8 protein-coding genes are annotated in these 16,024 nt (G+C 56.7%); 7 read left to right on the top strand and 1 reads right to left on the bottom strand.

Going from position 1 to position 16,024, the window contains the following annotated elements; genetic code table 11:
• Positions 1-19 precede the first annotated feature (19 nt).
• Positions 20-505: a putative pterin-binding protein gene (locus tag AC4GMC_RS07685; RefSeq protein ID WP_487875907.1), complete on the bottom strand. Its 486-nt coding sequence runs from the start codon at positions 503-505 to the stop codon at positions 20-22.
• Positions 506-792: 287 nt separating this feature from the next.
• Between AC4GMC_RS07685 and AC4GMC_RS07680 the strand changes: the two genes are divergently transcribed.
• The 7 genes from AC4GMC_RS07680 to AC4GMC_RS07650 all read left to right on the top strand — a co-directional run bounded on the left by AC4GMC_RS07680 (position 793) and on the right by AC4GMC_RS07650 (position 15,931).
• The gene (locus tag AC4GMC_RS07680; RefSeq protein WP_487875908.1) at positions 793-1,413 is read left to right on the top strand and encodes a response regulator transcription factor; all 621 of its coding nucleotides are present in this window, start codon (positions 793-795) and stop codon (positions 1,411-1,413) included.
• A 256-nt stretch (positions 1,414-1,669) separates the two neighbouring features.
• Positions 1,670-2,194, top strand: a complete 525-nt coding sequence (locus AC4GMC_RS07675; RefSeq protein WP_487875909.1) for a hypothetical protein — start codon at positions 1,670-1,672, stop codon at positions 2,192-2,194.
• A gap of 55 nt (positions 2,195-2,249) precedes the next feature.
• Positions 2,250-4,904: a beta strand repeat-containing protein gene (locus AC4GMC_RS07670; RefSeq protein WP_487875910.1), complete on the top strand. Its 2,655-nt coding sequence runs from the start codon at positions 2,250-2,252 to the stop codon at positions 4,902-4,904.
• Positions 4,905-5,145: 241 nt separating this feature from the next.
• On the top strand, positions 5,146-10,902 hold the full coding sequence (locus tag AC4GMC_RS07665; RefSeq protein WP_487875911.1) for a hypothetical protein: 5,757 nt from the start codon (positions 5,146-5,148) through the stop codon (positions 10,900-10,902).
• A gap of 226 nt (positions 10,903-11,128) precedes the next feature.
• A complete protein-coding gene (locus tag AC4GMC_RS07660) occupies positions 11,129-11,644 on the top strand; it encodes a GbsR/MarR family transcriptional regulator (RefSeq protein WP_487875912.1) in 516 nt (171 codons plus the stop codon).
• Positions 11,637-12,812, top strand: a complete 1,176-nt coding sequence (locus AC4GMC_RS07655) for an efflux RND transporter periplasmic adaptor subunit (protein WP_487875913.1) — start codon at positions 11,637-11,639, stop codon at positions 12,810-12,812. Before AC4GMC_RS07660 ends, AC4GMC_RS07655 begins: the two co-directional genes overlap by 8 nt.
• Positions 12,809-15,931, top strand: coding sequence for an efflux RND transporter permease subunit (locus AC4GMC_RS07650; RefSeq protein WP_487875914.1), 3,123 nt, complete (start codon positions 12,809-12,811; stop codon positions 15,929-15,931). Before AC4GMC_RS07655 ends, AC4GMC_RS07650 begins: the two co-directional genes overlap by 4 nt.
• The last annotated feature ends 93 nt before the right edge of the window (positions 15,932-16,024 follow it).

The raw sequence follows: 16,024 nt of genomic DNA, 5'->3' as shown, positions 1-16,024 counted from the left end.
TTGAGGACGGCCTCATGGGTTAGTTAACTAGTAGGCGAGTGAGCTGCCAGATGGATCGCGAATAGACCGTTTCGGTTTGGTAGCGCTTGTTGCCATCATAGGGATAGACGATCCGAAGCGGACCTTTGCTGCGCCTGCTCATTGTCGCCCCATTCTGGAGGTAGGCGATGATAGGGCCGTTTTCGACGGCATCACTGACGGGGATGGCAACTGCGTAATCATCCACTGCTACAGCAAGCATTTTGCCTTCTGAAATGTTGATGCTGTCCAACAGATCTTTCAAGGGCACGCCTTTGAATTCTTGTATGCCATGGCTCCAGATCGTTTTGGTTGAAAAGGTAACGGGATCGAAAGCCATCATATCTTCTAGCGTGAAGTGATACTCTTTTTGATCATGATCGATGGATAGAACAATTGGATCAGTCTCTGAATGCGCGAGCATCACAGAGGCGATCAGCGCCATAAGCGCGCTCATCAGGGTAGAGAGAGGATGGAATTTGAACATTGAGTGTTCCTTTCGCCCCGGTGTTACCGTGTTGTTCAGTTAGGTGGGACGAGGTATCGGGATAGCCCTCATATACTTTCGTATAGGCTCTTTGCATGCCGTTTGCGGAAGCACCTTTGATACCTCGGCATATCGTTCGATTGGGGTATCTTGTGTCAGGCAATTTTTCCTGAAAGCTGAAAGGCCACAGCAGTGGCAAAGTTGTTTCAAAACTTGTTTCGGCACGCGCAGATCGTCCTTGCGGCCCCCGAAGAAACCCGTTGCGTCCCTACCGAAAGGATCCTTCCATGGGGTTGAGAATTCTCGTTGCCGATGACCATGAATTGGTCCGCGATACGATCGCAATGTTCCTGGAGTCGGATGGTACAGGGCAGGTAATACAAGCAGGGACTTTGGATGACGCGCTTAAGCTAATGAAGTCGCACGGCGCCTTTGATCTGGTACTGCTTGATTATACGATGCCGGGGATGCGTGGACTTGAAGGGCTTAAAGCGGCCCTAAAGATCAGCGGTGGTAACCCTGTGGGCATAATCTCTGGCACCGGTACGCGGCTTGTGGCGCAGCAAGCGCTCGATTTGGGTGCTGCGGGCTTCTTGCCCAAAACCATGCCAGCCAAGAGCCTCGTGAACGCAGTAAAGTTCATGGCAATGGGCGAGGTGTTCGCTCCGGCTGATTTTATGTCCGGCAAAAACGACGCGCCTGAGACCGACTTTGAAAAGTCGCTGTCTGATCGGGAACGGCAGGTGCTCCGTGGGGTGCTTGCGGCCAAGTCCAACAAAGAAATTGCCATAGACTTGGATCTGCAGGAGCCGACGATCAAGCTACACGTTAAGACGCTGTGCCGAAAGCTAGATGCCAAAAATCGCACCGATGCGGCGATGATTGCGCGCGACGCAGGCTTTGCCTAGCGGCGCACAAACGCCTTTTTAGCTAAGTAAACAACACGCGTACCATCAGGTGCGCGTGTTTTTCGTTGTAACTGGCCCCTGCCAGGCATGCAGCGCATTCTTGTACCCAAAAGAATAGCCTCTGACCTGTCAGGACGGCATTGCCCTCCCATCGGCCCCCAAAAATTCCATTCAGTTCCGGCAGATTGCAAGGGCATCGCAGCTACCCGATGCGATGTTTGAAATCCGGTTTAGCCGGTCTTGAAGGAACCACGATATGTCTGAATGTCCTCCCATCCGTCGGCGCCATGCGACAACTGCCCTGACGATCGCTGCTGCCACGTGTTTATGCGCGAATGCAGCTGTGGCCCAAGCGCTCGAAAGCGAATTTTCGTTTTCGATTATCGAGACGGATGCACAGGGCCAAGAGCAACAGGTTGAGCGTGATGACGTCGAACCTGGTGAAATGATCGAATATACCGTGCGCCACGAAAACACGAGCGATGCAGCGCTACAGGGCCTTGTCATCCGGGCACCGGTTCCCGTTGGTGTCACGCTGAAGCCGGACGCCGAGTTTAGCTCCATTCCTGCCCGTTTCGAAGTCCAAGCCGAGCTTGACCCTGAGCAAGAAGGACTTGAGTGGGCCGCTCTTCCGGCGATGCGGCGTGTGGCGGATGCCCAAGGCACCCTTATCGATGAGCCACTGCCGAACGATGCGATCGTTGCTGTGCGATGGACCTTGGATGCACCGCTGCCCGCGGGCGGAACAGCCCTCAATGGCTACCGCGTACAGGTCAACTGATCGCGTCCGCCTCTTTTCTTTTCCCTCATCATACCCCTCAAAAGGCACTGATTGAATGACACAAAAATCCACCTTGATCCGCTCTGTAAGTGCAGCGGCAGTATTGGTCACCGCGTTCTCGGCGGCTGCGCAGGCCGCCCCACAGGCAGGTGCTGTCATCGGCAACCAAGCTGTTGCGACCTACGAAAACACCGCTGGCGACACGATTACCATCACCTCTAACACCGTCGAGACGATTGTCCGTCAGATTGCAGGCGTCACACTAACCTCTGACACCTCAGAGAACATCGCGCCGGGCGGCAAGGCATTCTTGCCCCACATCGTGACCAACGTCGGCAACGGGGCAGATGCCTTTACGCTGAGCGTTTCGGAAAATGACACAGGCACGTTTGATGCGCAAAACTTGGTGTTCTATCCGGATGCGAACATGGATGGTGTCGCGGACAGTGCAACGCCGATCACAGAAACACCTTTGCTGGCCCCCGGTGAGCAGTTTGGCCTGATTATTGAGGCGACTGCCGGATCCACAGCTAGTGGCACAGACACGATGACCGTGACCGCCGCCTCTCAGCTGGATAGTGCGACGACAGATACCAACACCGATACGCTGACGGTTTCGAGCGGAGCGATCATTGAATTGGTCAAATCGATGGTGGCGGCGGACGACAACGCCAACAACCGCATCGATGCAGGCGATTTGGTGACCATCATGCTGGCCTACTCAAGCACGGGTTTGACTGATGCAACAAACTACAAGGTGACGGATGTGCTGGACGATGGTCTTGCCTATGTCGCGGGCTCGGCGCGTTGGTCCGATGCACCGGACGCCTTGAACGACAGTAATAGTTTTTCTGATATCGATGCGACCAACGGCAGCGGGAACAACATCTTTTGGAACTTTAATGATGACGATACCGTCGATTTCAGCATCGATCGCGTGGCGTCAGGGCGTACAGGCAGTGTGACGTTCCAAGCGCGTATTACATCCGCAGCGGATGCGGGCGTCATTGCCAACACCGCGACCCAATCTGTTGAAGGGGCCGATTTCCCGAACTCAAACACCGCGACAATCATTGTTGATGCCGACTTTGATGTCGACATCTCAGACCAGTCACCAGACGCTTCGGTCGCCTCCGGTACGGATGATGGCACGAGCGGCGATGACACCGTTACTGAAACCGAAAATGTCTATCAAGGTGGTGTGATCCGCCAAGAATTCGTGATCACCAACGAATCCAATCAATCTGACAGCCTGTCGGTTTCGGTGCTGGATGACAGCAACAATACGTATCCCGCAGGCACCACGTTCCGCATCGTTGGGGCAGATGGGATCACGCCTGTGATTGGCTCTGTGGGTCCACTTGCGATTGGTGAAAGCGCGAAGGTCACTCTGGTCGCTACGCTGCCCTCGGATGCGACCCCGGTTGCCGCTAGCACGACATCAACGCCAACTTACCAAATTTCTCTTGAGACAAAATCCGATACCTCCGGAGCCGCCGATACATCAGTTGCGGCCTTTATGGGCGCAGTGCTGGCATCCAGTGTGGACTTGGAAAACACTGTCACGGGCAGCGAAGGTGACGGTGCCAATCCCCGCGATGGGTCCGCCCCATGGATTGTCAGCGAAGACAGCACCCAAACCACACCGTCTTTGGGTATCGCGCCGGGTGATGCTTATACCTTTGAGATGAACGTTGAAAACAACGGTGGCACTTCGGACAGCTACAATATCTCGCTTGCCAACACCTTGCCCGCGGGCTGGACCGTAGAGTTCCGCGATGCTTCGGGCTCAATCATCACCAATACCGGCACCATTCCAGAAGGGGGCACCGGCACATTCAGCGTCATTGTCACCCCGGCCGAGGATGCTGTGGCCGGCGACACAGAGGTCGATATCCAAGTCCAAAGTGCAGTCTCGGGGCAATCCGACCGCATCGTGAATGCCATCCGCGTGCGCAACATCTATGATGTGAGCATTGTGTCGGATCAAACTGTCCAAGCTTCTCCGGGTGGGGTCGTCGACATTGCGCACACCATCACCAACAACGGCAACGTCACAATCACCTCTGGTACGATTTCGGATGCAGGTCTTAGCAATTTCTCTGGCGCGATCTTTAGGGATGTGAACAACAACGGCGCAATTGATGCCGGTGATGCGGTCATCGACAACTTTGATGATCTTCCCTCGGGCTTGGCGGCGGGTGATACGTTGAGCGTGATCTACCGTGTCCAAAGCCCATCAACTGCGACTGCTGGCGTTTCCGAAGTGGCAACGCTGAGCTTGGGCCAAACGCTGAACGGGATCACCGACAGCGATATCACACCCGGCGATAACACGGTGGACGATACCATCACGATCGTGACGGGCGATGTCACCCTGCAGAAGTACCAGTACATCGACGCCACATGTGACGACAACGGCGACACCGGCGGAACCTTTACCAAGACACGCCTGAATGTTGAGCCTGGCCAATGTATCCGCTACCGCATTGTCGCGGAAAATACGGGTGCCTTTGCTGCGACAGAGGTGAACATTTTCGACAGCGCACCAGCCTATACCGCAATCACCCAATGCGCCGGGGATTGTGACGCGGCAATGTCGCCTTCGGGGACGCCAACACTCAGCAGCACGAGCATTTCTGGCACCTATGCAGAGGTTCTTCCAGGTGGGTCTGTTGCCCTCGAATTCACGGTAGCCGTCGACAACTAATCCCGCTCATGCAGCACCGAAACCAAAACCCCCGCAAGCCAAGCTTGTGGGGGTTTTCTGATTTGTCGGCCCTCGCGGCCAATCCTTACTATCCCTTTGGGTAGGCGTTTGCCTGTTTGCGTCAGCCCCATAGCCCTTCGCCCCCCGGCGCACAGCCTCATAGGCTGGCACAAATACCCTTAATGACGAAAGCCGGTGTGATGCGTGATTGCCAAACCCGGAAACTCCGAAGGGCGGCACTATGCACAATTCCACAAGCTTTGGATGTATCCGCACGCGTCGCGCCATGAACGTGGGGCAACAAGCGATATCTTGCAGCGCGCGCTTTATCGTGGCTTGTGCTGCGGCTGTTTTTATCTCGACCGTGCAAAGCAGCCAGGCGCAATTGCCGCCCGCGGATACGTTGATCCGCAACGTCGCCGAGGCCACATATTTTAATCCGTCCATCGGGGTTCGTGAGACCATTCAATCCAACGAAGTCGTAGCGCGTGTGGCCCCGGTGCCTGCACTGGACGCAAACGGTGCAACGACGCTGCGTTTGTCGCGCGGCGCGCTCGAGCAGTTTCAGTTCCAAGTCGAAAACACCGGCAACACTGTGCTGGAACTTAGCCCGTCCATCGGCTTGGCGGGCGATGCGACCACGATTGAAGAGGCAACTCTTTATCATGACTTGGACGGCAACGGCGTGATTGACCCACAAGAGCCCACTTTGTCGCCAGGTGATACGCTTTCGCTTGAAATGTCTGAGCAGGCCAACCTGATCTACGCTTTCGAAGTGTCCTCTGGCGCGGGTGTGGGGCAGAGTGTGAATGCAACACTGACAGCCACGGCGTCGTCCGACCTGAGCGCGAGTGTAACAAGCACCCTCACAATCACCGACACAGCGCTGGAGTTGAGCAAACAGCAGGAGGTTCGGTTCGTCGAGGATAGGACCTCGCTGATCTATCAGCTGCAACTACGCAACAATTCTGAACAGGCAATCCCTGCCTACGATGCGGTGGACGGTGCGGATATCTTGATCGATGGGGCACCAGCCGCAGGTGTTTTGATTTCGGATGCTGTGCCGTTGAACACTATGTTTGAGGCCATAGAGATGCAGGGCGGCATGACCGCTTTGTATCACCTGAGCGGCGCGCCTGCGCGCTCCTATGTAAGTGCGGCCCCACTATTTGCAGCTTTGATTGATGAAGTTGCCTTTTTTGCCGAAGGCGAATTTGCCGTTGGTCGCGCAGCTGATGTGGCTTTCTCGGTACAGGTGGACGCGGGCCTTTCGCCCGTGAACATCGACAACACAGCGGCGACCTACGTGGTGAATGGGGCCGAGACATACACCCAACGGTCCAACACTGTGACGTATCAGACCCCTGTTGAGGGCACTGGCACCATCTCTTTCGTGGACCCTATCACACGGAGCGTTGTGCGATTTGGAAACACACAAAGCGACGCGCGTGTTCTCGTTAACGCGACAGCGTGCAACACAAGCGCTAACACCGATATCGTGCTCATTACACTTCTGAACGCGGCCACCGGCGATCGTGAAACGGCCATCGCACGCGAAACCGGGGGTGATACAGGGGTCTTTGAAACTGCGCTGATCCCTCTTGCAGAAATGATTGAGACGGTTGCGGGTGACGCGGTGGTCTCGGTGAATACGGCGGATACCGTAGAAGCCAGCGCATTTTGCGGGATCTCCCGCATGAGGACCGCTTTGCAGATGGGCGCCGCCCGGACCGTGTTCAACGCGATGAACAACACACCGATTGAGGACATCACGGTTGTCCTGCTGGATGCGGTCAGCGGCGCCGAAGTGGCGCGGACCGTCAGCAACCAACAGGGGCTTTACGCCTTTGATCGGATTGCACCCGGTGAGTACCGCTTTGACATCGACAATGCGCCTCAGTGGCGTTTCCCAACCGTGCGTGCCGCCTTGCCTGGGTATGAGCGTACCGTGACACCAGCCGGTCGCGGGGCACCATTCACGCACGACGGGGGACGGGTTTTCGTCTCGGACCTGCCGCTTGATCCTTTTTATGCGACCCCACTCGCATTGACGAAAACAGCGCAGCGCGATGGCGTTTCGACCGGCGAATTCCTGCGCTATAACATCGATATCTCTAACAACATGTATCAGGCGCTGATCAACGCCGAGATCGCGGACACCCCCGATGCTGGTCTCAGCTTTGTCGAAGGTTCCGCCCGTCTTGATGGCCAGCCGATCGCCGATCCAAGCGTGGCATCCGACGGTACGCTAACGTTCGATCTGGGCAATCTGATGCCAATCTCGAACCAAGAGTTGACCTACCTGACACGTGTGTCTGCTGCGGCATCAGAAGGTGCGCTGGAAAACGTGGCCATTTTGAGCGGTAATCAAGCGGGTGCAGGGACACGGCGGCAGTCGCCGCCTGCGCGTGCGATTGTGGAACTGAGCAATGGCTCAGGCGTGTTCTCCCGTGAGGGTACAATTATCGGCACCGTCTTCATGGATTGTGATGGCAACGGCCTGCAAGGTGATGCCTCTGAGCCCGGCATCCCAGGTGTGCGTCTGGTGACCCAGGATGGCCTGTTTGTGGTGACCGACAAAAACGGCAAATACTCACTGCGCGGCCTGCGTCCTGTGACCCATGCTCTACAAATCCAACGCCAAACTCTGCCAACCAACGTAGAAATCGCGGTGACGCGCACCAATGATCTGCGCATGGGTGGATCGCGGATTGTACCATTGCGGCGCGGCGAAGTGCGGGCTGAGAATTTTGCAGCTGGCATGTGCACCCAAGCGACCCTGGACAGCGTTTCAAAGCGCCGCGCCCAGTTTGATGCGGATGGAAATTCGGGCCTGTCTCATCCGCGGGCGCTTGGCTTTAACCAAGATGGTCGTCGCACTGTGACTGCGCGGTCTGAGGCAGGTGCGGCCACGACGACCCAAATCGTTGGCAACATGGTGCAAGAAGACATGCACACCGAGGCCGCTACGACAGGCCCGGCACGCGTGCAAAAGACGCTTGAGCAACTGGTGGAAACACTCGACCCAACCATCGCTTTCTTGGACGCGCCCGAAACCGGCGCGGTTGCGTCGCGCACGCACAGTTTTCGTGTAAAAGGTCCTGCCGATCTGAACCTAGAAGTTTTGATCAATGGCACTGCCGTCGCACAAGACCGCGTTGGTGAGCATGCCTTGTCACGGTCGCGTAATGTGCAGATCATTCAGTTTGTTGCGACCAAGCTGCGGGCAGGGGCCAATACGTTGGTGCTGGTTGGCCGTGATGCCTTTGGGATTGAACGGCAACGGACCGCCATAACGCTTGCGGCACCGGGCGAGCCTGCAAACATCGACATCATTGTGCCGAAAGTTGCGAGCGCTGATCCGAATACGCCGATCCCTGTTGCGATCCGTATCCTTGATGCCTCTGGCATGGTGGTGCCTGCATCGGCCGTGATCACACTTCAGGCGCGGACTGCGCGCTGGGACGTAACGGACATCCGTCCCGAAACACCCGGCCTGCAAACCTTTTTCGACAACGGCGAAGCGATCGTGAACTTGATCCCGCCCCAAGCTTCCGGCCCAGAAACCATTACTGCCATCAGTGGTTTTGGCAAAGCCGAGGCAAAGGTGACATTCACGCCCAACTTGGAAGACCGCATTTTAGTCGGTGTCATCGAGGGGGCTGTGGTCTTGGGCGGTGGCGCAAATGGATCTCTGCTGCCGGCCGACCGTTTCAGCCATTTCGAAGACACAACAACTGGTCTGAACGGGGCGCTCTATTACAAAGGGGCGATTGCTGGTGCGGCCTTGCTCACCCTGCGGTACGATTCCGATGGCGATACCGAAGACCGCCTGTTCCGCGATATCGACAGCGAGGCATACTATCCCGTTTACGGGGATACGTCCGAGACAGGCTTCGACGCGCAATCCTCCAGCAATCTGTTCGTCAAAATTGAGCGGGGTCAGTCCTATATGCTCTATGGTGACATCGCGGTTGAGCCGAAATCTACGGCCCTCAAGCTAGGCGGAGAGCGCCGCGTCGCGACCGGGGCAGAGGTGTTTTGGGAAAACGAACGGCTATCGGTTTCTGCCTTTTCGGTGCAAACGGACCAAACCCAAAAAGTGGCTGAGATCGCAGGCCGCGGCGTGTCTGGTCCCTACGATCTGGCCCTTGGTGGCTACGTGACTGGCTCTGAGCGGGTTGAGATCATCGTGCGGGATGCCGAGGGTGGAGATATCTTGTCGTCCACGCCTCTGCGCCGGGGCACTGACTACCTGCTGAACTACTTCACCGACACGATTACCTTTGATACCCCGCTGCGTCAGTTTGATTTCGATGGCAATCCGGTGTCGGCCCGCGTGACGTATGAGGTGAAAGCCGACCAAGCCGAGCGTTACTGGCTTTATGGCGGTGAAGCCGCCTACCAGCTGAACGAGCGTACTGAAATTGGTATGCGTATGGTGAATTCTGACGGCACACGCGGCCTCGAAACACGGAGCCGTCTGCGCGCTGCATACGTCCGCCAGTCACGCCTGAACGGTGACGTCTGGGAAGCCGAGATCGCGCATAGCGAAGATGGTCTTGGGGAAACTGATCAGGCGGCACGCCTATTCTATGAGCGTAAGGATGGCCAAGACCGCCTGCAATTTGAGGCAATCCATGCCGGCCGCAACTTTGATGCAGGTGATGGGATCACCCGCGCCGGGGCGTCTCAGGTGCGGTTGTCCTTTGACACTGAGTTGAGCGCACGCAAAACACTTGGACTGAGCGCGGAATACACGCGGGACCAGGTGGGCGATACTCAAGACATGACGTTCGAAGCACTCTATGGGCACCGTTTCAATGACGGCTTCCTCAGTCAGTTTGGTTTGGCTGTTTCACGCGATAGCCGCGCAACAGGGACCACCAATGAAGCGGCCATCAAATTGGGTGGTGCTTGGACGCCAACGGATCAACCCGGCACCCGCGCAGAAGCCAGCCTACATCTGCCTGTTGCCGGAAACAGCACCCAAGATACCAAGCTTGTGTTTGGTGTGTACCGTGATTTGGAAAACGGCGCGCGCACCTTTGAGGAAGCTGAACTGATCTTTGCACCAAACGGAATGACCACGCGTGTGCGTGTCGGCGGCGAGTATAAGTTCAATGAATGGCTTTCCGGTGCAACGGAACTGACCAAGACCGCGTCCGATGTCGAAGAGACCGTGATCCAGAATATCGACATGGAATGGGACGTTGGTGAAGCATGGACCATCAGCGCAGGTCTGGAACATGCCCGCAAAGTCGAAAGCGGTGAAGACGCTCTGACCAGCCTTGCATTCGGGCTTGAGTGGGCGGGCCCTGAGAACCGCTATGTCGGAGACGCGGATTTTGATACCACATGGGAAGAAACCGGTCGCACCCATTACACCAGCGTGGGTTTTGCCACACAGGCCACTCCAGACCTGGCCATTCTCGCGCGTGGGCGCGTGGCGCTGGATAACCGCAACGACGCGCGTGTGCTGCGTACTCGGGCGCGTGTGGGGGCTGCATATCGCCCGCTCGCGGACCCACGGCTCGACGTGCTGGCTTGGTATGAGGCTCAGATTGAGGACCGGGGCGAACGTACCGAAACGCACCTTTGGTCCATTGATGGAAGCTTTGAGGCGACCGATGATCTGCGCCTAAACGGGAAATATGCTGGCCGCTATCAACATGCGGAACTTCAAGGCAACTCCTCAGCCAAAGCAACAACGCAGTTGGCGCAGGCGGGTCTTGCGCTCGATTTCTTGAAAGACCGCCTCCAATTGGGTGTGAATGGCGCATATCTTTTTGATGATGCGGGCAATTCTACCCAAGGGTTGGGTCTGGAACTGGGCTTTACGCCTGCGGAAGGAACACTGATGGCGCTGGGCTATAACCACAGCAGCGGCCAAGTGTCAGGACAGTCGGAGTTGTACCAAGAGGGCGCATATCTGCGGGTGACGCTGCTTTTGGGTGATGGGTTGGCGTCGGCGCTGGACGGGTTTTGGAACAATTGACGTTCGTTACCCCAATTCACGTGGCGCTAGACGAACCCGACCTTGTACCATGATTGATCAATCTCGAAGGCTTTGAGATGCAAAGCTCTTTAGTGGCATCGGTCATACCTCATCAGACATCTTCATATGGTAAATGGTGACGCAACGTTTCGTTCAGTTATAACTGAACGAAATTGATAAAAGTATCACCCACGCTTAGATATTCGACAAACAGTAGGAGCTTTGCATGTCTGACCACCTGTCACACGACCCCGTTCGTAGCGACTTCATCGAGAAGACTGGGCTGACTGCCCAAGCCGATGGGCTGCCACGCATTGCGGGGCGTGTCTTTGGGATGCTGATCTACGACGGTGACGTTGTTTCCTTCGGTGATCTGGCGACCAAGCTTCAGGTTAGCCGTGCCAGTATCAGCACCAGTATTCGCATTCTCGAAGAAAGAGGGCTGGTTAAGCGCCTCACCAAGCCTGGTGAACGTGGTGACTTCTTTCAGCTTGCGCCGAACCCTTATGCGACAATGCTCGAAGGTATTCAGAAACGAAACCGTGCGATCCAACGCGACATAGCGGAGACGATCCAGAGCCTTCCTGAGGGTGCCGGAGCGGTGGAACGCCTGACAGCGCATGCAGATTTTTATGCGTCGTTGGATGCCGCAGTCGCTTTGGCGCTGAGGGAACTCAACTCCTCCAACGATACCATGCAGGGGCAACAGCCCGTAGCCTCAAAGGATCTCACCGATGACTAATAGCACTGATATCGCTGAACCTCACGTTGCAGAAACCCATGACGTGTCAACTGACGGGCCCGCAGATGAACCCCAACGGCTAACATTTGCCTCCGATCAGGGGGCATCCAGATCAACTTGGGTTGCTGCCCTTTTGGTGGTCCTGATCGTGGGCTGGATGGGCAGCGGGTTTATCTTTCCCACGCATGACACAGGTCCCGTCATCGCACGTGCAGACCCGCAGCCTGTTGCAGTGGCTGTGGCCACGTCCATGGCGGAAACCGTCACCCAGTTCTATCAGGCTGAGGGGCAAGCCCTGCCAGATCGAGATACCATGATGCGGGCTGAAACCTCAGGTGATATCGCGCAGGTGCTGGTGGCAAAAGGACAAGATGTGTCGGCAGGGGATGTCATTGCCCGCTTCGATCCGACCAACAACATTGCGGACGCCAACCGTGCGGCTGAGGCTTTGATCCAAGCACAACGAGAGTTCGATAATGCCGAACAACTGTTGGATCGTGGTGTGGCCACAACGGACCGTGTGGTTCAGGCCCGGGCGGCACTGGCATCTGCACAGGCGCAAGTCACGGCCGCCGCGCAAGCCGCAAAGGCACTGACCATTACAGCGGCCTTTGATGGACGTATTGAGACGCTGAACCTTGATGAGGGCGAATTTGTCTCTGCTGGCACCGAAGTCGGTCGTCTGGTCGATATCACGCCGCTTACGGTTGCCATTCAGGTACCGCAGCAGTCTCTGACCCGTTTGTCGGTTGGCCAACCTGCAACGGTGCGTTTCATCACAGGTGAAGAACGTGCAGGTGTGGTCACCTTTGTGGGTACGTCCGCTGCATCGGAAACCCGCACGTTTCTAGCCGAAATTGAGGTCGAGAATGAGGATGGTGCGATCCCTGCGGGCATCTCTGCTGAGGTTATTATCCCAACGGGCGAAGTCACCGCGCACTTCCTGTCACCATCTATCGTATCGCTAAACGCCGAGGGTGCATTGGGCGTCAAAACAGTCAACGCGGACAACGTGGTAGAGTTCTTTGAAATTCAGGTCGTAAAGGCACAGATCGATGGGATTTGGGTCACAGGCCTGCCTGAAAACGTTGACATCATCACCGTCGGCCAAGGCTTTGTGAATGAGGCCGAGATCGTCGCGCCTATGGCAGGGGAGCAACGTAAATGAGCGCCCTGATCGATTTCGCATTCTCACGGTCCCGCGTCGTGGTCATGGCTTTGATCATGATCCTGTCCGTGGGGGCTTATGCCTACGTTTCAATCCCCAAAGAGGCCAACCCTGAGGTGCCGTTGCCACTGTTCTACGTCTCCACGGGCCTTGACGGGATCAGCCCGACCGATGCTGAACGTCTGTTGCTGGAACCGATGGAAACAGAGTTCGGGTCCATCTCGGGCTTAATGTCGATGAACTCTGACGCCACCGAAGGCTTCGCATCGATCCAGCTTGAGTTTGCACCAGGCGGCGACAACCAAGAGGCGTTGGATAAGGTACGTGAGGCCGCGGATCGTGCCCAAGGCGATCTGCCCGAAGACGCCCGTGATATCACCATCACGGAAATTAACACCGCCCTCTTTCCGATCATCACGGCCATCCTGTCTGGCCCCGTGCCAGAGCGGACACTGAACGATCTGGCCAACGAGATGCAGGAAGAGATCGAAGGTCTGGGCGGCGTGCTAGAGGTCGACATTGGGGGCCAGCGGTTCGAGTTTCTGGAGGTCCTGATCGACCCGACGGTGTTTGAGACTTACAACTTATCTTTCGACGAACTTATAGGGCAAATCCAACGCAACAACCGCCTGATCGCGGCGGGTGCCATTGAGACGGGGGCAGGGCGGATTGTGCTGAAGGTTCCCGGGTTGATTGAAGACCTTGGGGACGTCATGGCAATGCCCGTGAAAGTGCGTGGCGATGCCGTTGTCACCTTTGGCGATGTGGCCACGATCCGCCGCACCTTCGAAGACCCCTCATCTTTTGCCCGTATCAACGGCCAGCCTGCTCTTGCGTTAGAGATCACCAAACGATCTGGGGCCAACATCATCGACACAGTAGATGAGGTGAAGGCACTGGTTGAGGTGCTGCGCGCTGATTGGCCCGACAGTGTTGAGGTCACCTATCTGCAAGACCAATCCGTACAGGTCAAAGACATGTTGTCTGACCTTGAGGCGAACGTGATCGCCGCTGTCATTCTTGTGATGATCGTTGTGGTTTTTGCCCTCGGTATACGTTCGGCGCTACTGGTGGGCCTGTCTATTCCTGGTGCCTTTTTGGCAGGTGTTGTGGCCCTCTGGGCGATGGACTTCTCGATGAACATCATCGTGCTGTTCGCGCTGATCCTTGTTGTCGGGATGCTGGTGGATGGGGCGATTGTCACCACTGAATTGGCGGATCGAAAGCTGCAAGAAGGCCAGCCCGCAAAGCAAGCATACTCTGAGGCTGCCAAACGGATGGCATGGCCCATTATCGCGTCGACTGCGACGACATTATCCGTGTTCTTTCCACTGCTGTTTTGGACGGGGATGGTGGGTGAGTTCATGAAGTATCTCCCCATCACGGTCATTCTGACCCTCTCGGCCTCGCTGTTTATGGCGCTGGTCTTTATCCCCGTTATGGGGGGGCTTATCGGCAAACGCCCGCCGCAGTCTGCAAAGGCGAAGGCCGCGCTTTATGCGGCTGAAATCGGTGATCCCCGTGACATGGCTGGGTTTACGGGCGGCTATGTGCGGCTGTTGGAATGGGCGATCACACGTCCGGCTGCCACGCTGCTACTGGCCGTGGCTCTACTGCTTGGCGGGTTCGGTGCCTACGGGCAGTTCGGCAAAGGCGTCAGCTTTTTCCCATCCATCGAACCTGACTTCATGCAGGTGCAGGTTCGCGCCCGTGACAACTTCTCAATCTTCGAAAGGGACGCACTGGTACGAGCAGTCGAGGACCGCATCCTACCCTACGAAGAGATCGCCAGCATCTATGCACGGTCTTTGATGTCCGCAGGCCAAGGCGACGAAGAAACCATCGGCACGTTGCAGTTGGAACTCATGCCTTGGGACACCCGTCGCACCGCCGCAGAAATTGGCGTGGACATTCGTGAAAGCGTATCCGACATCGCGGGCATCGACGTGCAGGTGCAAACTGAAAGTGGTGGCCCCACAGCTGGAAAACCCGTGAACCTTCAAATCACGGCCCGCAATCCCGACGTGCAGGTCGAGGCGGTGCAACAAGTGCGTGACATCATGGATGGTCTTGGCGGGTTCACCGATGTAACAGACACGCGCCCTGTGCCCGGCGTTGAGGTGTCGATCCTTGTTAACCGTGCAGAGGCGGCAAGGTTTGGAGCAGATGTGAGCCTGCTCGGTCAGGCAGTTCAACTGCTCACCCAAGGTATCACAGTGGCTGACTATCGCCCCGATGACGTCGATGGCAGCCTTGATATCCGTGTGCGCTTTCCCCGCGAAGAACGCACTTTGGCGGAACTTGGCGGTCTTCGTGTGCCAACAACATCGGGGCTGGTCCCCATCTCAAACTTTGTGACCTTTGCCCCGTCTGAACGCACAGGCGTTATCCGCCGTATTGACGAAAAACGGGTGGCAACCATTGAGGCCAATGTCGCACCTGGCATTCTGGTCAACGATCAGGTCACGGCGCTCACAGCTGCTCTGAACGCCGCCGATCTGCCCGATGGGGTTGAGTTCAGCTTTGCTGGTGAGGCCGAGGATCAGGCCGAAAGCATGGCCTTCCTCGTCGGGGCTTTCATTACCGCGATCTTCCTGATGTTCGTGATCTTGGTCCTACAGTTCAACAATTTCTACCAAGCCTTCGTCGTTATGTCGGCCATTGTGTTCTCGATCGCGGGTGTGCTGCTTGGGCTCCTCGTCACCGGACGTCCATTTGGTATCGTCATGGGCGGTATCGGGGTCATCGCTTTGGCGGGGATCGTCGTGAACAATAACATCGTGTTGATCGATACCTACAACGACCTCAAGCGCTCCGGCCAATCGCCGTTGGAGGCGGCCCTACGCACAGGGGCGCAACGTTTGCGGCCCGTGATCCTGACATCGGTCACAACAGCCCTTGGCCTGATGCCGATGGTGATCGGCGTGAACCTGAACTTCTTCACCCGCGAAATCGTCTACGGCGCACCGTCAACGCAGTGGTGGACCGAGCTGTCATCGGCCATCGCAGGGGGGCTGGTGATCGCCACGATCCTCACGCTGATAGTAACACCTGCCATGCTGATGCTGGGTGAGAGGCGGGCCAATCGCAGTGTTCCGACCGAAAGCCTGTCCGCATGAAACGCATTGTGATCGTCATCTTCGTTTATGACGAAGACAAGGCGAGGGACTACTGTCTGGCGACATGAAGTATAGGTGGCGGAGACGAAGGGA

The organism is Thalassobacter sp., from assembly GCF_982993085.1.
This window is presented reverse-complemented; position numbering and strand designations above follow the sequence as displayed.

Excerpts from the sequence above, each read along its gene's own strand:
- AC4GMC_RS07685 (WP_487875907.1), bottom strand. The coding sequence starts at position 505 with ATGTTCAAATTCCATCCTCTCTCTACCCTGATGAGCGCGCTTATGGCG.
- AC4GMC_RS07680 (WP_487875908.1), top strand. The coding sequence starts at position 793 with ATGGGGTTGAGAATTCTCGTTGCCGATGACCATGAATTGGTCCGCGAT.
- AC4GMC_RS07675 (WP_487875909.1), top strand. The coding sequence starts at position 1,670 with ATGTCTGAATGTCCTCCCATCCGTCGGCGCCATGCGACAACTGCCCTG.
- AC4GMC_RS07670 (WP_487875910.1), top strand. The coding sequence starts at position 2,250 with ATGACACAAAAATCCACCTTGATCCGCTCTGTAAGTGCAGCGGCAGTA.
- AC4GMC_RS07665 (WP_487875911.1), top strand. The coding sequence starts at position 5,146 with ATGCACAATTCCACAAGCTTTGGATGTATCCGCACGCGTCGCGCCATG.
- AC4GMC_RS07660 (WP_487875912.1), top strand. The coding sequence starts at position 11,129 with ATGTCTGACCACCTGTCACACGACCCCGTTCGTAGCGACTTCATCGAG.
- AC4GMC_RS07655 (WP_487875913.1), top strand. The coding sequence starts at position 11,637 with ATGACTAATAGCACTGATATCGCTGAACCTCACGTTGCAGAAACCCAT.
- AC4GMC_RS07650 (WP_487875914.1), top strand. The coding sequence starts at position 12,809 with ATGAGCGCCCTGATCGATTTCGCATTCTCACGGTCCCGCGTCGTGGTC.